This is a genomic window from Synechococcus sp. UW179B (assembly GCF_900474245.1).
Classification (GTDB): domain Bacteria; phylum Cyanobacteriota; class Cyanobacteriia; order PCC-6307; family Cyanobiaceae; genus Synechococcus_C.
The window spans coordinates 164808-186146 of record NZ_UCNZ01000006.1 but is presented as its reverse complement, the minus strand read 5'-3'; the positions used below and the strand labels follow the sequence as shown (position 1 = coordinate 186146).

22 protein-coding genes and 1 tRNA gene are annotated in these 21339 nt (G+C 57.6%); 10 read left to right on the top strand and 13 right to left on the bottom strand.

What is annotated here, in order from left to right; translation table 11 throughout:
• Positions 1-47: 47 nt before the first annotated feature.
• Entirely contained in the window at positions 48-1178 is a 1131-nt protein-coding gene (locus DXY38_RS03560) for a DUF3084 domain-containing protein (protein WP_115070483.1), read from the top strand.
• Complete coding sequence (locus DXY38_RS03555) at positions 1175-1627, top strand: resolvase (RefSeq protein ID WP_115070482.1); 453 nt, start codon at positions 1175-1177, stop codon at positions 1625-1627. Before DXY38_RS03560 ends, DXY38_RS03555 begins: the two co-directional genes overlap by 4 nt.
• On the opposite strand, the gene DXY38_RS03550 is transcribed toward DXY38_RS03555, so the two are convergent.
• Genes DXY38_RS03550 through psbH form a run of 4 tightly spaced genes read right to left on the bottom strand, consistent with a single transcriptional unit; the run spans position 1605 to position 3002 of the window.
• Positions 1605-1862 (bottom strand): DUF3146 family protein, encoded by a 258-nt coding sequence (locus DXY38_RS03550; RefSeq protein ID WP_006853677.1) that lies wholly within the window; start codon positions 1860-1862, stop codon positions 1605-1607. The two genes, DXY38_RS03555 and DXY38_RS03550, sit on opposite strands and share 23 nt — an antisense overlap.
• A complete protein-coding gene (gene pth, locus DXY38_RS03545) occupies positions 1862-2485 on the bottom strand; it encodes an aminoacyl-tRNA hydrolase (protein ID WP_115070481.1) in 624 nt (207 codons plus the stop codon). The genes DXY38_RS03550 and pth overlap by 1 nt, the downstream gene beginning before the upstream one ends.
• Before the next feature lie 4 nt (positions 2486-2489).
• The gene (locus tag DXY38_RS03540; protein WP_115070480.1) at positions 2490-2786 is read right to left on the bottom strand and encodes a TatA/E family twin arginine-targeting protein translocase; all 297 of its coding nucleotides are present in this window, start codon (positions 2784-2786) and stop codon (positions 2490-2492) included.
• A 9-nt stretch (positions 2787-2795) separates the two neighbouring features.
• Positions 2796-3002 (bottom strand): photosystem II reaction center phosphoprotein PsbH, encoded by a 207-nt coding sequence (psbH, locus tag DXY38_RS03535; protein WP_006853680.1) that lies wholly within the window; start codon positions 3000-3002, stop codon positions 2796-2798.
• A gap of 86 nt (positions 3003-3088) precedes the next feature.
• On the opposite strand from psbH, the gene psbN reads away from it, so the two are divergent.
• A complete protein-coding gene (gene psbN, locus DXY38_RS03530; RefSeq protein ID WP_006853681.1) occupies positions 3089-3229 on the top strand; it encodes a photosystem II reaction center protein PsbN in 141 nt (46 codons plus the stop codon).
• Here the strand turns inward: psbN and DXY38_RS03525 are convergent.
• On the bottom strand, positions 3217-6222 hold the full coding sequence (locus DXY38_RS03525) for an alpha-mannosidase (protein ID WP_115070479.1): 3006 nt from the start codon (positions 6220-6222) through the stop codon (positions 3217-3219). The genes psbN and DXY38_RS03525 overlap by 13 nt on opposite strands.
• 61 nt (positions 6223-6283) lie before the next feature.
• Here DXY38_RS03525 and DXY38_RS03520 point away from each other — a divergent pair, with 61 nt between their 5' ends.
• Together DXY38_RS03520 and DXY38_RS03515 are read left to right on the top strand one after the other, a co-directional pair.
• Positions 6284-6403 (top strand): photosystem II reaction center protein I, encoded by a 120-nt coding sequence (locus DXY38_RS03520; RefSeq protein ID WP_006042333.1) that lies wholly within the window; start codon positions 6284-6286, stop codon positions 6401-6403.
• 93 nt (positions 6404-6496) lie between these two features.
• A complete protein-coding gene (locus tag DXY38_RS03515) occupies positions 6497-9625 on the top strand; it encodes a DUF3769 domain-containing protein (protein WP_115070478.1) in 3129 nt (1042 codons plus the stop codon).
• Positions 9626-9634: 9 nt separating this feature from the next.
• On the opposite strand, the gene DXY38_RS03510 is transcribed toward DXY38_RS03515, so the two are convergent.
• The 7 genes from DXY38_RS03510 to DXY38_RS03480 form a co-directional block, all read right to left on the bottom strand.
• A complete protein-coding gene (locus tag DXY38_RS03510) occupies positions 9635-10126 on the bottom strand; it encodes a pentapeptide repeat-containing protein (protein WP_115070477.1) in 492 nt (163 codons plus the stop codon).
• Positions 10127-10162: 36 nt separating this feature from the next.
• The gene (gene leuD, locus DXY38_RS03505; protein WP_115070476.1) at positions 10163-10798 is read right to left on the bottom strand and encodes a 3-isopropylmalate dehydratase small subunit; all 636 of its coding nucleotides are present in this window, start codon (positions 10796-10798) and stop codon (positions 10163-10165) included.
• Between the two features lie 73 nt (positions 10799-10871).
• Positions 10872-12278, bottom strand: coding sequence for a 3-isopropylmalate dehydratase large subunit (gene leuC / locus DXY38_RS03500; RefSeq protein WP_115070475.1), 1407 nt, complete (start codon positions 12276-12278; stop codon positions 10872-10874).
• 70 nt (positions 12279-12348) lie between these two features.
• Positions 12349-13656, bottom strand: a complete 1308-nt coding sequence (locus tag DXY38_RS03495) for a competence/damage-inducible protein A (RefSeq protein ID WP_371410984.1) — start codon at positions 13654-13656, stop codon at positions 12349-12351.
• Complete coding sequence (locus DXY38_RS03490) at positions 13640-14764, bottom strand: glycosyltransferase family 4 protein (RefSeq protein WP_115070474.1); 1125 nt, start codon at positions 14762-14764, stop codon at positions 13640-13642. Before DXY38_RS03490 ends, DXY38_RS03495 begins: the two co-directional genes overlap by 17 nt.
• Positions 14765-14853: 89 nt before the next feature.
• Positions 14854-16143, bottom strand: a complete 1290-nt coding sequence (glyA, locus tag DXY38_RS03485; RefSeq protein WP_115070473.1) for a serine hydroxymethyltransferase — start codon at positions 16141-16143, stop codon at positions 14854-14856.
• A 94-nt stretch (positions 16144-16237) separates the two neighbouring features.
• Positions 16238-16311: transfer RNA gene (locus tag DXY38_RS03480), tRNA-Arg, on the bottom strand.
• A 91-nt stretch (positions 16312-16402) separates the two neighbouring features.
• Here DXY38_RS03480 and DXY38_RS03475 point away from each other — a divergent pair.
• The 3 genes from DXY38_RS03475 to DXY38_RS03465 are packed head-to-tail and all read left to right on the top strand — an operon-like array spanning position 16403 to position 17245.
• Positions 16403-16669, top strand: coding sequence for a hypothetical protein (locus DXY38_RS03475; protein ID WP_006853690.1), 267 nt, complete (start codon positions 16403-16405; stop codon positions 16667-16669).
• Complete coding sequence (locus DXY38_RS03470) at positions 16666-16956, top strand: DUF3181 family protein (RefSeq protein WP_006853691.1); 291 nt, start codon at positions 16666-16668, stop codon at positions 16954-16956. Before DXY38_RS03475 ends, DXY38_RS03470 begins: the two co-directional genes overlap by 4 nt.
• 25 nt (positions 16957-16981) lie before the next feature.
• On the top strand, positions 16982-17245 hold the full coding sequence (locus DXY38_RS03465) for a hypothetical protein (RefSeq protein ID WP_006853692.1): 264 nt from the start codon (positions 16982-16984) through the stop codon (positions 17243-17245).
• On the opposite strand, the gene murJ is transcribed toward DXY38_RS03465, so the two are convergent.
• Positions 17232-18839 (bottom strand): murein biosynthesis integral membrane protein MurJ, encoded by a 1608-nt coding sequence (gene murJ, locus DXY38_RS03460; RefSeq protein WP_115070472.1) that lies wholly within the window; start codon positions 18837-18839, stop codon positions 17232-17234. The two genes, DXY38_RS03465 and murJ, sit on opposite strands and share 14 nt — an antisense overlap.
• 80 nt (positions 18840-18919) lie before the next feature.
• On the opposite strand from murJ, the gene sfsA reads away from it, so the two are divergent.
• Both sfsA and DXY38_RS03450 read left to right on the top strand, forming a co-directional pair.
• Positions 18920-19672 carry a DNA/RNA nuclease SfsA gene (sfsA, locus tag DXY38_RS03455; RefSeq protein ID WP_115070548.1) on the top strand — a complete coding sequence of 251 codons (753 nt, stop codon included), beginning with the start codon at positions 18920-18922 and terminating at the stop codon, positions 19670-19672.
• A 132-nt stretch (positions 19673-19804) separates the two neighbouring features.
• Complete coding sequence (locus DXY38_RS03450; protein WP_115070471.1) at positions 19805-21277, top strand: ammonium transporter; 1473 nt, start codon at positions 19805-19807, stop codon at positions 21275-21277.
• The last annotated feature ends 62 nt before the right edge of the window (positions 21278-21339 follow it).

Below are 21339 nucleotides of genomic sequence, written 5' to 3'. Positions count from 1 at the left end.
GCAGGTGAAGATGGAGCTCCCATCCGAACTCTGATCCTTCATTTTCCGTGACCGGCTGGTTTCTACTTCTCGCCCTGCTTGTGCTTGGAGGCGTGCTCTCAACCCTGGGGGACCGCCTTGGCTCTCGCGTGGGGAAAGCTCGGCTGAGCTTGCTTGGACTGCGTCCCAAGCGCACAGCCGTGGTGATCACGGTGTTGACCGGCAGTCTGATTAGTGCGCTTTCCCTTGGACTCCTGCTCTTGGTCAGTCGGCAACTCAGGGTCGGGCTGTTTGAACTGAATGCTCTCGAAGCCAAATTAAGGAGCAGTCGCGCCGATCTCAAAACCAGCAAACGCGCTCAGGAGCAAGCCAGCAAGGAGCTCACAACGGCCCAACAACGGGCGACAGAACTGCGTCGCACCCTCAAGCCCCTCCAGGAACAAACCCGATCCTTGGAAGCGGAGCGACAGCGCTTGAGCCAAGACGTGGATGCCAAAGATATCGAGATCCAACGCACCGAACAGGAACTCTCTGCCGTGCGCACGCAAATTCGCGATGGCGAGAAAGAACTCAATCAACTGGAAGACACGCTCCTCGCGCTGCGGCGCGGCAACGTCGCCATCAGCAGCGGGCAGCCGCTTGCCACCGTGACCCTGAAGCTCGAACGCCCCGATCAGGCAAAAACGGTGATCGATCAGTTGCTCCGAGACGCCAATCTGCAGGCCTATCAACAGGTCCTGCCTGGCCAACCGGCAGAGCGTCAGATCCTGCTGGTTCCGCGACCTGACATCAAGCGCTTGGAACAAACGATTCGCAAACCTGGCACCTGGGTTGTGAACATCCGTTCAGCCGCCAATGTGCTGCTGGGCGAAACCGTTGTCTACGCCTTCCCTGAAGTGCTTCCCAATGTCACGGTGACCAGGGAGGGTGAGGTCTTGGCACGCACCACCCTGGCGAGCAATGAACGCGACCCTGAAGCCGTACGCAATCGGCTGAACCTTCTCCTCGCCTCCACATTGGCCGAGGTGCAAAGACGCGGTTCTCTCAGCAAGGGATTGCAGTTTGATGGCAATGCCATCAATGCGCTTGGCCAAGAGCTGATCGACCGCAACGGAGGACTCGCGGGGCTGGAAGCGGTGGCTTTACGCCGCAGCGAAACAGCAGACCCCATCGCCATCCAGCTGCGTCTCAGCCGATGACTCGCGTTGTCGCCATGGATCCTGGCCGAAGCAAATGCGGATTGCTCCTCGCAGACACCGCCACGAACACCGTGCTTCAAGGGATGGTGATCCCCAGCGCTGACGTCCTTGATCAGCTTCGCGTCTGGATGGCGGACACTCAGGGGGACACCGCCCAGATTGCTGAACTGGTGATCGGGGATGGCACCAGCAGCATGATCTGGCAACAACAACTGCCTGCAAGCCTGCCGGTCCGCGTCGTCGACGAAACGGGAACCACCCTGCGAGCCAGAGAGCGTTACTGGCAGTTGTGGCCGGCACGGGGCTGGAAACGCTTGCTTCCTAAAGGCCTACGCATCCCATCGGGCGATCTCGATGCCATCGCTGCGCTCGTCATCCTCGAGGACCATCTCGATCGACCATTGCAATGGCCGGGTCCCGATCCCCTCAGAACCGGGCTCTCACGGTGAAGGTGTAGTCCCCTCCAGGTTCCAGGTCATAGTCAGATTTCACAAGAAAGCGAAGCAGCGCGTCTTGAATCAACGCGCGCCCCAAGGACGGCTCCACACTCAACTCGCCACGATCAAAAAACCAGCTGAACTGCCAATTGAAGCCTCCGGCCTGGACGTCTCCCTCCAAACATTGATCTGCAAAACTCTGGCGTTGAACCCGTAAGTGGGCGGTGGTAACGGGGAGCGCTGCCATCACGCCTCAGGGTTGGTGGGAGCCAACTGAAGCCCATTGATGTGATTGCCGGCGAGGTCGAGACCTTGCTGCTGAATCCGCTCCAAACCATCGACCACCTCCACCAGCACCTTGTCGAGCAGGGGCTCCTCCTCACGACTGAAACTTCCCAGAACGTGCGACACCGTTCGCGCCTTGCGCTCACTGGGATTTTGCCCGGGTGCACCAATGCCTATCCGCAGACGCGCAAAATCCTGGGTGCCGAGATGCTGGATGGTGCTTTTCAGGCCGTTGTGGCCACCAGCAGAGCCGCGGGCGCGCAAACGCAAACGACCAAGCGGCAGATCCATATCGTCCACGAGCACCAATAGCTGATGGAGCTCAAACCCGAACCAATCGAGCGCAGCCCGAATCGAGCGACCGCTGTCGTTCATGAACGTTTGGGGCATCAACAAGCGCAATCGCCGATCTCCCGAGCCCAGATCAGCAAGCTGACCTTGGAGCTTGGGCGTCGAACGAAAACCACCACCCTCGCGAGAGACCAGCCGCTCCAAGGCCATGAAGCCCACGTTGTGGCGGGTGTTGGCATAACGATTGCCTGGATTCCCCAACCCCACCACCAAGCGGAGATCACCTCGATTCATCAAATCAATCGGAGGGGGGTGTCGGCTCTGATTTTGGCGCAACCGCAGGCGTAACAGCGGCCTCTACGGATGCCTCTAAAACTGTTACCTGATCTACCGATTTCGCCTGATCTGCCACAGGTTCAGGGTCGGCCATGGCCTTATTAATTTCGCGCTCAAACTCTTTGGAGGCCGATTGAAAACCCTTCAAAGTTTTTCCCAAGGTGCGACCGAACTCGGGAAGCCGTTTAGGGCCAAACACCAAAAGAGCGACCGCCGCGATGACGGCCATCTCTGGCAGGCCAATGCCGAAAACATTCATTCGCTGAGATCAGCCGAGGCCCAAGCCGTTCCAGTTGACATTGATTCCTTCGAGGATCAGCGACTTGTTGTACAGCTGGAGAATGATCAGCAAGAACACAAGGAAGAGGGCCATAAAGATGCCCATCACTGGTGTTGTTCCCCAGCCAGGGACAACCTTGCCGTATTCCGAATTTAGGGGGCGGAGCAAATCTCCCAGACGGGTGCGTTGAGCCATGGCAGCGCTGAAGTCTCGGGTGGAATTAAGTCTCGATACTGTAGGGGCTACGACCCGTAAAGGCGTCGATCCTGTGGAGAGTTGTGATGGAAAGTTCGTCCCCGGCCATGTCAGTGGCGATTGCGGTGCTGGCGGCCCTGCTTGGGTTAACAGGATTGGGGGTCTACACCGCCTTTGGACCGCCATCCAAAAATCTCGACGATCCGTTTGATGATCACGAGGATTGAACGCGCTCCAAAACCAAGCTGATGAGCTGGCCAGGTTGGACTTCCCAGACCGTCTTTCGCTCGTTCAACGTGACGCCGCTCAGCCTCCAATCGCTCCCCGGCGACCATGGCTGACGCGCTGGTCCGGCATTGAGCAACTCAATTTGAACGGCCTGATCGCTGAGTCCGTCACCCTGGGCTGATCGCACTGAAACCGGCACCAGACCGATGGGCAAAGCGGGAAGCCCTTGCCAGCGATGATCCAGCGCAACAGGACCGAGCCAACCCGGCTCCCTAAATCGGATCGCTGCCTGGGGCACACCACTGCGGTTCCAACCGAGCACCGCTGGCATCAAGGCCAAGCGGTGCCGATGCCATCCGTGATCCGCAGAGGGATCCGGCCAGGTTGGACCTCGAAGCAGCGACACCCCTAAATGGTGATCGCTGGCATCGACCCCCTGGGGGCCATCCAGCAAGACAGCCATCCCACCCCCAGGAGCCTCCGCTTCGGCGGCCAGCCATGAAATCACAGGCAATTCCCAACGCTCCTTTTCAAAAGGAGTGCAGGCTTGTGCTGGTCGCTCGATCACTCCACCACTCGTATCGGCCGCCCAACGCACCGCAGGGCGCTTCAACGGCACTTCCAATCTCAGCAATTCATGGGTCTGCTGCCATTGGACGCTTAGCTGGGCCTCAAGCCAGGGGGAATCGGCTTGCAGCATGAGGTCCAAGCGCACCTTGCTCAGTCCAGCCATCGTGCGCAGCACCATTCGGGCGGTGAGAGGGCCCGACTCCACCAATTCTGACGACCAACGTTCGGCCATCGGCAGCGCATGTTGGCGGTAATCAGCGGCAAGATCCCAAGCATCCCAAAACTCCCCTCGATCGGAAAAGCGCCTCAATCTCAGGGGTTCGCTGAGCTGTGGCACCCCCTTGCCGTCGCGCAGCTGAACCAGGCCGTGGACGCCGACATCCGCCGTCACCAGCCCGTTGCTCAACCTCCACAGTCCCGACGACACCACCTCCACGCTCACCGGATGACGAACGGGCAAGGCAGAGCCCAAAGGCTCACGGCTGCGCTGCAGAGGGAGCGCGCAAACGCCCTCACTACAGGGCAGTTGCACCCAAACACCGCCTGAAGGCGCCACCTGCCCAGGAAGACTCTGCCCACCACTGGACCAATGCCCCTTGGGTAGGCGCAGCAACGGTGACCAATGCGCCAGGGGCTGCAAGCCGCACCAAGTCCAACGAGAGCGATGGGGATCGGAATCCAACACCTCCTGATGGGACGTAAGCAGATGGCCTAAAAGCTGGTCTCGACAGCGCACCGCACGCCGCCGAGCCTCACACCAGATCGGTTCAGCCTGCTCAAACACCTCGGGGATCGAGGTGCCAGGAAGGATGTCATGAAATTGTTGGAACAACAGAGGGCGCCAATCGCTGTCCTGGGCGTGGTTGGGCACAAGCTGATCAGCCCGAGTCCCAAGCAGCGCGGCAGCCAGTTCAGCCTCACGAAGAAGCCTTTCCAGGCTGCGGTTATGCCGTTTCTGATCAGGCCGACTAGTCGCGCAACCCCGATGCAGCTCGAGATACAGCTCATCCCGCCAGACCGGCAAGGCGGAGCGGCAAGGCTCCAAGTGATCGAGGTAGGCGCGCAGCGTTCCAGGCTGCTGGGTCACTGCCTGCGGCTGGCCCTCCCAAAGCCTGAGCTGTTCCAGCATCTCGGCAGTGGGACCGCCACCGTGATCTCCAACACCCGGGAGCCAAATCGCCTGCTCCACCCCAGTTGCAGCTTGAAAAGCGCGCTGCTCTTTTGCGATCGCGACAGGATCAGCATCGGTGCCAATCGCTGGCAGCATCAGCGCTAAAACCTCAGCGCCTCCGCGGCTGCGCCAGCGAAACAAACGGTGGGGAAAGCGGTTGGTGGCATTCCAAGCCAGCTTGTGCGTGCAGAACCAGCGCACTCCACTGGCAACCGCGACGGCGGGAAGTCCGGCGGCGAACCCAAAGCTGTCAGGCAACCAAGCCAACTCATGCCGCCATTCCGGGAAACGCCTCTGGCTGTCCTCCTGACCAAGCGTGAACTGACGCGAGAGCGATGCCGTACTCACCAACACACAATCGGTTTCGACCCAAGGGCCATTGATCGGCTCCCAACGGCCTTCACGACTGGCCTGCTGAATGCGCGCATGCAAGGCGGGCCGATGGCGTTCCACCCAGGCATACAGAGCCGGGGTGGAGTGCGCAAAGTGCAGCTCCGGGTATCGCTCCATTAGATCGAGGGCAGAGCAAAAGGTGCGTTCCGCCGCTTGCCAGGTGTCTGCCACGGGCCAAAGCCAGGCAAGGTCGAGATGGGCGTGGCCCAGCCAATGCACCACACCTGCGGGCTTAGGGCATGTCGCCAAGTGGCGGTCGACCAAGCCAACAGCCTCTGCTCCCATGGGGTCGCAAGACAACAGCGCATCCGGAAGCGTCGTTCCGCTGGCCCAGGACAGGGCCAAGGCTTCAGGAAGCAAGGCCCGGTCCGCGTCGCAGGTGGGGATCAGTGGCTCCTGGACAAGTGCGCTTTCAATCAGCGCCCCATCGTCATGACAGGGGCTTCGTAAATCCAGCTGGATGCGCAGGCCCCCTCGCCCCCTCCAATCGGCGGGGAGGAGCCAACGGCAGCGGGTATCGAAGAGGTCTCCCTCATGCACCAGGACCCCATCAATACGGAGGCGAACGTGATCAGCCCACCAGCTGAGCACCAGTCGCTCGCAGGACGCGCTGGCCTGCATCCAAGGGCTTGGGCAGACCAGGGTCTGCTCGAGGCGTAACCAGTTGCCCCCTCGCGCCCAAATCAAAAGTCCTCGCTCAGCCCAATCAGGACGGTGATGACGCCCCCATGGATCGGCCAGTACTGGACGCCGTTCCTGATCGCCACGTCGCCACCACCCGGGGTGCAGATCAACGCGACTCCGACATCGAAACGTTTCAATCCACTCCGATCCCGGGGCTTGCAGAGGCTTCTCCATCGTGATATTTCATCATTCCGCCATAGGATGGCTATCAAATTTCAGACGCCGGTCGGTTGCCATGCTTGCCCTCAAGATTTCGGTTTATTCCGTCGTCTTTTTCTTTCTCGGCATCTTTGTCTTTGGCTTCCTTGCCAGCGACCCAAGCCGCACCCCTAGCCGGAAAGATCTCGAAGATTGATCACGCATCAATAGGGTCACGCCTCGCACTGGTTAGCCCTCTCGTTCAAGAGCCTTTGCACATGGCAGGATCACCGGCCACTGCTGCATTCTTTTGTCGGCGTTTAGCCCCATCACCAGGATCGCTGGATCTCTGGCTGTTGCCGCTGCGCTGACGGGAGTTCCCGTCCACTCTCAGCGTGTGGACTCTTTGGCTGATGAGACCGATGCGGTCACTGATGCGGTCACGGAACAGACCGCTCTTGATGTTGAACCCATTGCAGAGTCTCCCAAGCCTCCAGAAGCAATCAGCCTCAAGGCTGATCTCCAATCATTTGATGCGCGCCGTGGAGTTTTTGTCGCCGAAGGCAACGTCCGAGCCTCGCTTCGAGGGGGCTTGCTTCAGGCCGATCGCATTGAATTTGACTCCAATTTCAATACCCTTTTCGCCCGCGGCAGCGTGCGTCTACGCCGTGGATCGCAGTATTTCCAAGCGAGCACCTTCCGCTACAGCCTGATTCAAAACAGCGGTGAACTCAAAGACGTCTATGGCGTTCTTGAGCTTGACGAGCTGTCTGAAGGCTTCCAATCCTCAGCACAGGCTGTAGAGCCACCGTCCAAACAGACCCTTCCTGTGCTCGAGAGTTCAGGCCTTGGCTTCCCAACGGCTCTTGATATGGAGCTAGGTGGCAGGACTGCTGGCCGGATGAGTAATCAGCCGAGTGGAGACAGCATCTGGGACACAGAGCTCGCGCCAACGCCCACCTGGGAAGTCCCGGACGGAGCAGCCAACGCATCGACGTCAACGGACGACGCTGGCATGGCCTGTCCGGTACCGCTTCCACCGATCCCTGACTGGCACCCTCACCCTTGGGCGGTGACCGCGTGGGGCGGCCAAATGATTGATTCCAATTTTGGAGACACCTTCCTGTTCAACGGGCGGATGCGAGAGGAGTATCTCTTAGGGGTCAGCATGCAAAAGCGGATTTGGCGTGCTGGTCCCTTTGCGATCGAATTGGAGGCCGACCTGTTCGGGCATCAGGCGTTCAAGCAACCCGGTGGGCCTTTCAACCAGGATGTTCCCAATGCCGACACACCAGACCAACAGTTCGGAGAAGCCATCCTTGGACTGGGTGCACGACTCTGGCTGCAGCCTTGGCTGAGCTTTGGGTTTGTGGAAGGAGTCAGCTTTAACTCCACGGTGAGTAACTACGAACGCACCTATCGAGAGAACTACGCACAACTGCTGAACTACTTGGCCTTCGAGCTCGAAGCTTCGGTCTCTGATCAACTCTCCTTTGTTGGAAGGATTCACCACCGTTCTGGTGCGTTCGGCACCTACAGCGGAGTCAAGGAAGGGAGCAATGCGTACCTTCTCGGCTTGCGCTACCGCTGGGGTGAGGATCCCGTAGCTCCCAAAATCGCCGTGGTTCCGCCTCCATTGGGCTGCCCCGATCCTGATCGCGCCACGCGCCAGCCCCTACTCACGCTTAACGAGGAACTCGAAGAAATCACGCTCGGCACAGGCGGGAAGCAATCAGCTCAGACCGTTCAACCCCTGGCCCAGTCGCGCTTCTCAGGGATGTCACCAGCGGAACAGGAGGCGCTGCGCGAACAATCGATCGCCATGATCGACCAAAGGATTAGCAGCATCCAGCTCCAGCAAAGGTTCACGATCGATCGTCGGTTTGGCAGTAACGATGAGTTTGTAGACCTATCAAATAGTGACTTCCAAGCACAAACAAAATATGGAAAAGTTCGGCCAAGACAGCTTCCTTCTTATGGAAAAACGCAGCTAATTGACGGGAAAATCAGTCGTTGGCGTATCCAAGCAGCCCAAGTTGCGATCACACCTGAAGGATGGACTTCCGATCGCATGGGATTCACCAATGACCCATATACACCGGCACAAACCAGAATCGACACCGAAAACGTTGTCGCGAAGGAACAGCCCAATGGCGACATTTTGATCAAGAGTTCGCGCAATCAATTGATCGTGGAAGAGCGTCTCCCTATCCCGGTGAGCCGCACCCAACGAATCACAAAGGAAGAGGAAGTTGAAAACCGCTGGGAATTTGGAATCGACAATGATGACAGGGACGGATTTTTTATCGGGAGATCACTCAAACCGATTGAACTCAACCAAAAGACTTTATTAAGCCTCCAACCTCAACTTCTTGTGCAACGAGCTGTTGATGGCACTACTGATAGCTATATCGCCCCAGGGAAATCAATTGGCAGCGAAAAAATCAGTCAACCAACAACAGCTGGCGATTTATTTGGCCTAGAAGCGAAAGTCTCCAGTGAGATCATGGGATGGACAGCAAAAGTCAATGCTGATATCAGTACGTTTAATCCTGAAAACTTCGCAAATGGCAGTCGCTTCTGGGGTGAACTAAATAAGACCATCGATCTTCCTTTTCTGGGCGACATCCAGGCCAGGCTCTTTTCCGCTTATCGCTACAAGGCCTACAACGGCTCGTTAGGAGAAACGGATGTCTATTCCGCTTTTGGTAGCTTCCTCGAAAAAAGGGGAGATTTCAATGTTGGCAAGCTTACCAATAACTACGTTTGGCGCATCGGAGCTGGAAATTATCAAGCCGAACAATTTGAAAGTGAAAATCTTACGGATTTGTGGCGAGCTAATTTTTATGGTTCTTTAAATAGCAGTTTTCCAATCTGGAGGGGTAACCACGCGGCGTTAACGCCTCAAGCCGCCTATCGCTATTCTCCAGTTGCCATCGTTCCAGGCTTGACATTTAACACCAACATCAACACACTTTTAGCCGCTTACGGAGATGGTGAACGTCAAACCACGATCAGCCTAAGCGGAGGTCCCAGCCTCACATTAGGCACCTTTAGCAAACCGTTCCTGGACTACACCCAGCTATCCGTTACGGGTGGTGGCACTCTCAGGCAAGGTTCAAGTCCGTTCGATTTTGACCAAGCCATTGACCTCGGAACCTTGGGCCTTGGGGTCACACAACAGATCGCAGGACCCTTGGTGATCAATGCAGGTCTTGGCTTAAATATTGATCCCACATCACCGTTTTACGGTGATGTGATTGATTCCAATATTGAGTTGCGCTGGCAACGTCGTGCCTACGACTTTGGCTTCTACTTCAATCCCTATCAAGGGGTCGGCGGATTCCGATTCCGCCTCAATGATTTCAACTTCACGGGAACTGGCGTTCCCTTTGTCCCCTACAACCCTTCAAACGAGCTCGACAACCGACCCTTTTAAACCCTCTTTCTAAAAATCAATGGCTTCGTCATCAGGACCACCGCCATAGATCAAATGACTTCCGGTGAGATCCGAGCCTGCAAACTGCATTCCCTCGGTGTGCACCCCAGGCGCATAGGCATTGATCACAACCGAATCGCGCAAATCGGCACGGCGCAGATCAGTGCCTGAGAGATCGGCATTGCTGAGCATCGCCCCTTGCAGGCCAGCACCATCAAGCCTGGCACCACTCAAATCCGCTCCTTCAAGGTTCGCCCCATGGAGCTTGGCCCCGCGCAAATCAGCATCACGCAAATCCGCCCCGATCAGATGATGGCCGCGGAGATCCGCATCCCGTAAATCACATCCCTGGCAAGCGCCACTCTCAAGCAAGCGTTCAAGCGGGGTGCCAAAAGGCTCCACGGCAATCGCTGTGACGGAGCCTGCGACGACGGGAGAGGGACCCAGCACCAGGGCCATCGAGCCAAAAGCACACCAGATGCGCTTAAGAAGAACTGTCATGACGTCGATGCCGCTTCTTCCTTCATAGACACTAAATCAAGTGTCTGCCGCATCCACGCAAAACCCGTTCAAGTAAGGCAACCGATCGAGCGTGCTCTGCAGCTCGGTATCCCGAGCCAAAAGCTGCCCCGTCGCATCCCAACGACCGGAGAGGAGCATGTCGCGCGGGCCCGAATCCACTTCAATCGACCATTGCCCCAGATCACTGCTGCAGGTTGAGGTCTCCAAGTCAAAGGTCCAATTTGCTGAGGGGGCTTGGGCCATGGCATCTTGCAAAGCGCGCACCTGGTCCTGACTGGCCTTCGCACAAGGGATTCCCAAGGCCAAACAATTGCCGTAAAAAATTTCAGCAAAGCTCACCCCAATCAGCGCCCGGATCCCCCAACGCATTAAGGCTTGAGGCGCGTGCTCACGACTCGATCCACAACCGAAGTTGTCATTCACCACCAAAATCGAGGCTCCCTGATGCTCAGGGAGGTCAAAGGGATGGCGTCCTTCTAGCTCCTTGCGATCATCAGCGAACGCCTGCGCTCCGAGCGCTTCAAAACTCACGCATTTCAGAAATCGAGCCGGAATAATCCGGTCGGTATCGATGTCATCACCCCGCAAGACAAGGGCGCGGCCTTCAATCTTGGTAATCAGGCCTTGAGGGAAATCGTGGGTTTGCGACATGAAGGATCAAAAGGAAGAAAACAGCAACCAAAACACGCAAAACGGAGCGGCACCCTGCCGCCACAGCCGAAGATCAGACCTCGAGCAAGCGAACATCGCTGACATGGCCGGTCACGGCAGCAGCAGCAACCATGGCAGGGCTCATCAGCAACGTACGACCGCTAGCAGATCCCTGACGCCCCTTGAAGTTGCGGTTGCTGGAGCTCGCACTGATCTGACGCCCCTCAAGGCGGTCAGGATTCATGGCTAGGCACATCGAGCAGCCAGGCTCGCGCCACTCAAACCCCGCATCGCGAAACACTTGGTCCAGGCCTTCAGCCTCAGCGGCACGCGCCACCTGCTCGGAGCCAGGAACCACAAAGGCCTTGATCCCAGCAGCCACCTGCCTGCCCCGGGCCACAGCGGCGGCGGCCTGCAGGTCACTGAGGCGACCATTGGTGCAACTGCCGATAAAACAGACATCCACCGGCACGCCGGCGATGGCCTGGCCCGGCGTTAAATCCATGTAGCGATAAGCCTCTTGAGCAATCGGTCGGTCGGCAGGATCCAGTTGCTCAGGCATTGGAACCTGCTCATCGACGCCGATCCCCTGACCGGGTGTGATCCCCCAGGTCACCGTTGGGGCAATCGTCGCTGCATCGAAGTGCAGCTCGTCGTCAAAGACGGCATCGGCATTCGATGCCAGTGACCTCCACCACCGCGTCGCCCGGTGCCAAGCCTCACCAGTCGGTACGGACGGACGGCCCTCCAAGTAGTCAAAGGTCGTCTGGTCGGGATTGACGTACCCGCAACGGGCTCCCCCCTCAATCGCCATGTTGCAGAGGGTCATCCGCTCCTCCATCGAGAGAGCATCGATCGCCGGTCCGGCGAACTCATAGGCATAGCCAACCCCAGCCTTGACCCCAAGCGACCGAATCACATGCAGGATCAAATCTTTGGCAAACACCCCAGGACTCAGCTGATTTTCAACCCACAGACGGCGGACCTTGAGCTTGTTCATCGCCAAGCTTTGGCTGGCCAGCACATCACGAACCTGAGAGGTGCCGATCCCAAAGGCGATCGCCCCAAAGGCCCCGTGCGTCGAGGTGTGTGAATCCCCGCAGGCCACCGTCATGCCGGGCTGCGTCAATCCCAGCTCCGGAGCAATGACATGCACGATTCCTTGACGACCGCTGCCAATCCCATTGAGCACGATTCCATGCTTGCTGCAGTTGCGCTCCAGAGTGCTGAGCATCTCCTCCGCCAACGGATCAGCAAAGGGTCTGGCCTGATTGGTCGTGGGAACGATGTGGTCCACGGTCGCCACCGTTCGCTCCGGACAACGCACGTTCAACCCCTTGTCTTCAAGGGCCACAAACGCCTGAGGGCTCGTGACTTCGTGGATCAGATGCAACCCAATCAACAGCTGGGTAGAGCCGCCAGAGAGTTCCGCAACGCGATGGAGATCCCAAACCTTGTCGTACAGGGTTCCGCTGCTCATTCCCACTCGACAATTCACTCAAAACCCTAGAGGCAAATGGCGTTCAATCCAATCCGCTGGATCTCGCTTTTCAGGGTTCCCGCTCCGAGCACTCGTTCTCAGCGTTGGCGATTAAGCGCAAGCGCAGGGCATTCAAAACCTCCCCAGCACTGACGGTCCGGATCCACTCCCGGCCGCGAGTGTTCCCCAAGCGCAACCGCTGACTGCTGCATCCATCGGGTCCAGCGACAGCAACAAACACCAATCCCACGGGTTTTTCCGGCGTTCCGCCATCAGGGCCAGCGATTCCCGTGACCGAAAGCGCCCAGTCCGATCCGGTGAGACGACGAACACCCAGCGCCATCGCCTCCGCCACTGGCGCACTGACGGCACCGTGCTGCTCGAGCAACGCTTCAGGCACGGACAACAGATCTCGCTTAACGGCATTGGCATAGGAGATCACCCCACCAAGCATCACGGAAGAGGCGCCGGGCACCGCTGTGAGCTCAGCACCTAACCCGCCACCCGTGCAGGATTCCGCCACAGACAGGGTTTGGCCGGCTTGCCCCAGCCACTTCAACACAACAGAAGCCAATGAATCTTGATCCATGCCAAAGCACAGGTTGCCCGTGCGCTGACGCAACTCCTGCTCGGTTTGATCCACCAGCGTCCAAGCCTGCGCCGGCTCATCAGCGCAGGCCGTAATCCGGAGCTTGACCTCTCCACGACCGGCATAGGGAGCAACCGTGGGGTTCACCCCCTCCAATAGATCAGAAACCTGTTCAGCCAACGTGGACTCACCAATTCCCCAGAAATGAAGGAGACGGCTCACAAACACACCCTTCGAGAGGCCGGACGAACGGAACCAGGGCGCGGCCGTGGCCTTCCACATCGCCTTCATCTCACTGGGCACACCGGGAAACGTGAGCACTGTGAATCCAGGCACCGGGGTCCAGATCATGCCGGGGGCCGTTCCCGTTGGATTCCATAGAACCTCGGCCCCAACTGGCAAGAGCGCCTGACGGCGAGTTTCAGGGCCAGGGGTACGACCGCGGCTATGGGCCTTGTCTTGAATGTCAGACCAAACGTCGGCTCGCTCTTCCAAAGGAACAGAAAACGCAGCGGCAATCGCCTCCGTGTTGAGGTCATCCGGGGTTGGTCCAAGCCCACCGGTCACGATCAACACGCTGGAGCGTTGCGCGATTTCCTGAACCAGCGCAATCAGGCGATCACGGTTGTCTCCCACAACCGTTTGGCGAAAATGAGGGAGACCAAGAGAAGCAAGCTCCTCCGACAACCAACGCGCGTTGCCATTGAGGATGTTGCCAAGCAGAAGCTCCGTCCCAACGCAGAGAATCTCAACACCCGAGCGCTTCGAGCGATCAGCGATGGCGGTCATTGGCTGAAGATTCCAGGTCTGATGGCTCGGTGACCGCTTCAAGATGACGCTGACGGTTGATGGTCACGACCGTGGCAACGAGGATGGCTGTCGCCAATCCAAGCCAGAGAAAACGCATTTCCACGTTGGCAACCACCATCGCCAAGGACGCCAACCACTGCGTGAACACATAGATCAAGACAACCGTGCGTCGATGGCTAAACCCAGCACGTAGAAGTCGGTGATGGAGATGACGGCGATCCGGATAAAAAGGGGAGTGACCATCGCTGAGACGCCCCATGATCACAGCCGACATATCGGCTAAGGGCAAGGAAAGAATCAATAACGGCAGCAACAAGCTCACGGTTGTGAGCCCTTTTGCCGGGCCAACAATGCTGACAGCGGCCAGGGTGAATCCCAAAAAATACGATCCGCCATCGCCCATAAAAATGCGCGCTGGATTGAAGTTGTGACGGAGGAAGCCAAGACAACTTCCAGCCAACGCGGCAGCAAGAAAAGCAGCCGCTGACTGATGAAGCGAAAAGCTCACGGACACCAAGCCAACCGCAGCGATTCCAGCCACACCTGCAGCCAAGCCATCAAGACCATCGAGCCAGTTGATCGCATTGGTGATCCCCACCAACCAGATCACCGTGGCGAGCAAGCTGAGCAGATCCGGGAGCAGCAAGGCTTCGGAGCTGCTCGCTAACCAGGGCAGATCAATCGCTCCAATACGGACTCCCTGGGACCAAACAACCACCGAAACAGCGATCTGACCCGCCAAGCGAGGCCAAGGAGACAGGGCAAACAGATCGTCCGCAAGTCCGATCACAAAAAAGCAGAGAGACCCCGCAAGCGTGGTCCAAATGAGCTGGTCACGGGCTGGAGCCAACATCCCAAAACCGCCCATCCACCAAGTCACCACCAGGGACAAACAAAAACCCAGTACCAAGGCGATGCCCCCCAATCGGACCATGGGGGTGGTGTGCTGTTTGCGGGGATCGGGCTGATCTGTAAGACCCAATTTCAACCCCAGCCGCCGCACGAGGGGGACGAGCAACGTCGTAATGACGGCCGCGACCACCAGACTCGCCGAAGCGACTGCGAGAGGAGTGCTCGCAAACGTCACACAAAGCTCCGGCGGAACGACACCAAAAAGAATCTTTTAAGAACAAATATTAGGCAGAAATAGGCCGAGGGACACGGCACCTCAGGCGGTTATGCAAGAGCTGGTTCCAGAGCAGGGGCATAGAGCGGAAACCGTTTGCAGAGGTCACTCACTCGCTCCAAACAACGCGCCTGAATGGCGTCATCCTCAGGGTTCTGAAGCCGATCAGCGATCACATCAGCAACCTCATGGAAGGCCTTCTCGTCGAAGCCGCGGGTAGTGAGGGCCGCCGTTCCCAAACGCAAACCACTCGTCACGAAGGGAGACTCAGGATCAAAGGGAACGGTGTTTTTGTTGGCCGTGATGTGCACATCACTCACCAAAAGATCAGCCACCTTGCCGGTCATCCCGATGCTGCGCAGATCCAAAAGCACCACATGGTTATCAGTACCACCACTCACCACATCGATCGATCGCTCCTGAAGACGGGAGGCGAGGGCCTGAGCATTGGCTACAACCTGTTGGCTGTAAGCCTTGAAACCGGGCTGTAAAGCTTCGCCGAAGGCCACAGCCTTGGCCGCGATCACGTGTTCCAACGGTCCACCTTGCGACCCTGGGAACACCGCCTTGTCGAATCGGCGCGCGAATTCAGCATCGCGGCAAAGGATCAAACCACCACGGGGGCCGCGCAGCGTTTTGTGCGTGGTGGTGGTCACCACGTCGCAATGAGGGACCGGACTGGCATGCACCCCAGCAGCCACGAGGCCGGCGATATGGGCCATATCTGCCAACAGGTACGCACCCACTTCATCCGCAATCGAGCGGAACGCAGCAAAATCAATGGCGCGTGGGTAGGCCGAATAGCCACAAATAATCAATTTGGGCTTGTGCTCGAGAGCCAGCTGGCGAATGGCCTCCATATCGAGGCGCTGCGTCTCTTTATCAACGCCGTACTGGACCACGTTGAACCACTTGCCGCTCACATTGACTGGAGAGCCATGGGTGAGGTGCCCACCATGGCTGAGATCCATCCCAAGGATCGTGTCACCGGGCTGAAGCAAGGCAAGAAACACCGCGAAGTTCGCCTGAGCGCCACTGTGGGGCTGAACATTCGCCCAAGCCGCGTCGAAGAGGTCCTTCGCCCTTGAAATGGCCAATTCTTCGATGGCATCCACGTGCTCGCAACCGCCGTAATAACGCTTGTGAGGTAGCCCCTCTGCGTATTTATTCGTCAGAACAGAGCCCTGAGCTTCCATCACCGCCTTGGAGGTGAAGTTCTCCGATGCGATCAACTCAAGATGCGTCTCTTGACGCATCCGCTCCTGATCGATCAAACCAGCAATGGCAGGGTCTGCAGCCTTCAGAGATGCATTAATCGAGGCTGCGGAGCGATCTGTCATGCGTTTCAGACATCAGTGCACGAATCGTAGGGAATAGGTCCCTTGCCCATACGAATCTTCAAAAAAAAACTGCCTTATCGGCAGTTTTCAGAAGCGCGCCTGGAGAGATTCGAACTCCCGACCCTCTGATCCGTAGTCAGATGCTCTAATCCGCTGAGCTACAAGCGCTTGGAAGCCACCATCTGACCGTATCAAGGCACCCTTCGTCAACCAACGGACATCAACACGTCAAAATCAATGAAGTCACGAGGGTCATCCCATGCCGCTCCGCTGGTACGGACCCGCCGATCCCAACAATGCCACCTACAGGCATTTCAACAGGGTGGTGAATTTCTGCCTCCACGCCGGGGGATTTGCCGCTGTCAGCAGCGGCCTTTGGTTTGTGCAAGAGATGCGTCACCCCTGGAGCCATCTCGACCTATGGACTGAAGCTTGGCTTGGGGTCTTGATTGTTCACCTGCTGGTGGTGATCCGTTTGCGCCCAGGCAAAGATGCAGACACCGATACAGACACAAACGAAAGATGACTCTGGACTCAGCTGATCTACGGGCCCTCACCTCAACACTGGCGGACCGTCTTTACATCCAAGTGGCTGGATGGCACTTGTATTTGGGAGATGCCGGCTTAGCCGAAGCCCTTGCGATTGAATGCAGTGCGCTGCTCGATCAAGGCGCCGTGGTGGCAGCACGACAAGCCCTCGAGGCAGTTCAAGTGCCGATTGGGGGAGGAAGTGCGCGATTGCCGATGGCGCGTCTGTTGCCGTCCTCTCAACTTTCAGACCTCGAAGAGATTCTCGAAGGACACTGCCGATAAGGTTGAACCGTTGTTGGACTCTGCCGTGCTGATCATCGAGGTCACCAATGCCCGCGATGTGGTCCGGCAACGGATCGGCCGCCTCGGCGAACGGTTAATCGGGAAGGTTGTTGATCCCGAAGCCCAGGTGGAAAAAGCGCTCATTCAAGAGATGGAAACCGCTTTCCGAGACTTCGGCATTGAAGCGCGCATCCTGTCTGTGCAAGGACCCCAACTCGTCGGTCGACAACACCTCGAATTACCGATCCAGGTGCGTGAAGACCGAGACGTCCGCCTCAGCGACGAATGAAGCGACGCGACAGACCTTGGCTGATCTCGCGAACCTCTTGAACAGCAAAGGCTTGCCCTAACGCCACAAACACCAACCCCCCTAGCGATCCCGACAGGCCTACCTGCAGGAGTCGGCCCACTAGATCAACGGGCCAACGCACCCCTTGGCTCAAGCCCCAGGCCACGATCCCAGCTCCAGCGGCTGCAACCGTGAGGCGCAAACCATCCAAGCACCACTGCTTTAACGGCAAGACTTTCAAGCGCTGCTGCAGAGCTAACAACAGCGCAACGCAGGTCAGCACATTGATCAAGACCGTGGCCAGCACCAGACCTGCTGCTCCGAAATTGAAGGGAAGTTGCGGTCCCCAAGGCGTTGGCCCACCCACCAGGGCCCAATCGAACACCACATTCAGGCCAATACCGATGACCGAAAGGCGAAAGGGTGTGGTGCCGTCGCCCAGGGCATAGAACACGCGCACCAACACATCTCGGCCGAGATAGGCCGGCATGCCAAGTCCATAGGCCATCAACAAGCCCGTAACAAGCTCCACCGCACCTTGATTAAACGCACCCCGCTCGTACACCAGAGCCACAATTGGGGTTGCGAGGGCCAAAAACAAGGCACCAAGGGGAAGCATTGATGCCGTCGACAACATCAAACCCTGGCGGATGCGAGCGATCAGCTCTGGGCGATCTTGTGGAGCCGTCAACCGGGAAAAGGTGGGCAACAGTGGCACCAACAACGCGTTGGAAATCAACCCCAGCGGGGTCTGAACCAACAAATTGGCGTAACCAAGCCCTGCCGCCGCTCCAAGCAACCCCGAAGCGAAAAACAGATCGGTAAACACATTGATCTGCAGCATTCCCGACGACAGGGTGGCCGGGCCCATCACCTGCCAAACCTCCTGAACACCGGGATGGCGCCAATCCCAGGCGAGACGCAATTGAACCAAGCCCTGCTTCATAAGGGCAGGCAGCTGCAGAAGCCATTGCAGAACCGCCCCCACCAGGGTGGATAAGGCCAACACCACCCCTCCCCACAGCGCGAGAGCGGGCGTTGAGATCGCAGATCCCGCCTGCCACCAGAGCAAACCGATGCCCAGGATAAGAGCAAGGCTGGACATCAACGGCGAAATCGCTGGGATCCAGAACTCATCAGCAGCATTCAGCGATCCAAAGCCAAGGCCGATCAGGCCGGCCAACAGAGCCATCGGCGCCATCACTTGCAGTTGCACCACCGCGATGCGGTGCAACTCCGAACTCAGACCAGGGCCCACGAGCGTGATTAGGGGATCAGCCGCCACGACCAGCACAAGGGTTACCCCAAGCAGCAGCGTGCTGACCATCGTGTTCAACGTGGCCAAAATGTGCGCTCCCTCCTCCCGGGGACGGCGACTGAGCACGCTCACCATCGCGCTATGGAAGGGCCCGTTAATCCCGCCCAAAAGGATTAATAGGAAGCCAGGGAGGACGTAGGCGTAGTTGTAAGCGTCATAGGCAGCACCCACCCCAAAGGCGGCTGCAATCACCAACTGACGCACCAAGCCACCAACCTTGCTCAACAACGTGCCGTAGGTGACGACCAGGGCAATGCGCTTGAGAGATCTCGCCATTCGTCGTCTTTTCACAGCGCTTCCGAGCCAGCATTCTCAACCCTGTGCCAGGCCACCATGGGCGGATTCAGCCAGCAGCCATGACCGGCACGTCGATCCTTCAGTTTCCTGCCCTCAGCGAAGGCGTGCTCCTGAAGCGCTACAAACGCTTTCTGGCTGATGTGGAGCTCAACGATGGACAGGTCGTCACCGTCCACTGCGCCAACACTGGGCCCATGAAAGGCGTGCTCCATCCCGGTGGAAGGGTCCGGGTCCGTCATGCCCCTTCCCCGAAGCGCAAGTTGGCTTGGACCTGGGAGCAGGCCGAGGTCCCAAGCAGCGACGGAACGTTGTGTTGGGCTGGCATCAATACGGCTTTGCCGAACAAACTGATTCGGGCCCTGATCGAAGCCGGAGAACTCAAAAACCAACTCGGCCCGATCAAGACCATCCGCGCCGAGGTTCCCTACGGCCTCAATCGCAGAAGTCGCATCGACTTATTGCTCACTCCAGACGACAGCGCAGACGATCAACGCCCCATTTATGTCGAAGTTAAAAACACCACCTGGAGCCGCGGCGACATTGCGCTCTTCCCCGACACGGTGACGGAACGGGGCCAAAAACACCTGGAGGAACTCACGGCACTCATTCCTGAGGCAAGAGGGGTCTTGATTCCCTGCCTAAGCCGGCCGGATGTCACTGCTTTTGCCCCCGGGGACAGCGCCGATCCCCACTATGGAGATCTGTTCAGGGTCGCTATGGCAGCAGGAGTGGAAGTGCTGCCTTGCCGCTTCAACTTTGAGCTTGATCAGATCACTTGGGAAGGCCTCCAGCCGGTTTATCCCCGTCAGTAAAAAGACCTAGAACTTTATTAAATCCAGATTTGGTAGCAACAGCGACTTGAGAAGTGTGCCTTAGCGAGCAGTTTTAGGTGGTTCAAGCGGACATCTTTTTGTCCAGCTCAAATTGCAGTCTTGGTTCTTTCTATGACAACTGCTTACGAGTCGCCGAACAAGCGACGCAAATCTCGCCTTCAGGAGGCGAGTCTTGCTGATGGCCCGATGCTTCTCCTTCAAAGCATTCGTGGGTTTAAAACCAATCGCTCACTCTTGTGGCTTGGCTGCGTGCCGCTGGCCCTTTTTGGGCTTGGGCTGTTCAACCTGTCGGCTCATGCCGCAGAGATGCCAGAACTCAGCGCCGCCTTTTTAGCCAACAACCTTTGGTTGCTGGTTGCGACGATCCTGGTGATTTTCATGAACGCCGGTTTCGCCATGGTGGAAGCCGGAATGTGTCGCCAAAAAAATGCAGTCAATATTCTCGCTAAAAACCTGTTTGTCTTTGCACTTGCAGTAACCGCCTATTGGTTTGTCGGTTATTCGTTGATGTACGGCGATCCCATAGCCGCTGGCTGGCTCTACTTCAACGGGCTGTTTTTTGATCCGGCTGTTACGCCAGAACTGATCTCTGAAGCTGGCCTTGTTCCAAGCGTCGACTTCTTGTTTCAGGCGGCTTTCGCTGGAACGGCAGCAACAATCGTTTCAGGCCTCGTAGCTGAGCGCGTGAAATTTGGCGAATTCGTGGTGTTTTCGCTCATTCTCACTGCATTCATTTACCCCATTGCAGGGAGTTGGGAATGGAATGGAGGATGGCTGAACTCCGTTGGTGACAAAGAATTTATTGATTTTGCTGGGTCCTCCATCGTTCATTCCGTTGGAGCCTGGGCTGGCCTCATTGGAGCCATGCTGCTTGGCCCCCGTATCGGCAAATTCATTGATGGCAAGCCTCAGGCGATCCCTGGCCACAACATGGCTATCGCCACTCTTGGTGCACTGATTCTTTGGATTGGCTGGTATGGATTCAACCCTGGATCCCAGCTCGCCATGGATCAGTGGGTTCCTTACGTCGCTGTAACCACAACATTGGCTGCAGCTGGTGGTGCGATTGGGGCCACCGTGATCTCAACCCTGACTTCAGGGAAACCTGATTTGACCATGATCATCAACGGCATCCTTGCCGGCCTGGTGAGCATCACGGCAGGCTGCGGCAACCTGACGTTTGTGGGCTCATGGGTTGCTGGTCTGATCGGCGGAATCATTGTCGTCTTCGCCGTTTCAGCTTTGGATTCAGCAGGCATTGATGATCCAGTCGGAGCCTTCTCCGTCCATGGCGTCTGTGGCGTCTGGGGAACCTTGGTGGTTGGTCTTTGGGGTTTTGACATCCAAGGCGATGGCTCACCTCTGGGCCTGTTCGTCGGAGGTGGCATCAGTCAACTCGGAATCCAAGCACTGGGTTGTGCGGCCTACGCCATTTGGACGATCGTGACTTGCTGGATTGCATGGTCTGTGATCGGTGGGTTGTTCGGGGGCATCCGCGTCACCGAGAAGGAAGAAGTGGAAGGCCTTGATATTGGTGAGCACGGCATGGAGGCCTATCCAGATTTCGTGTCATCAGGCCGATAAACCGTTCCATTTGCAGCATTTGATCTGCACTTCACCCTGTCCCTCCATGGGACAGGGTTTTT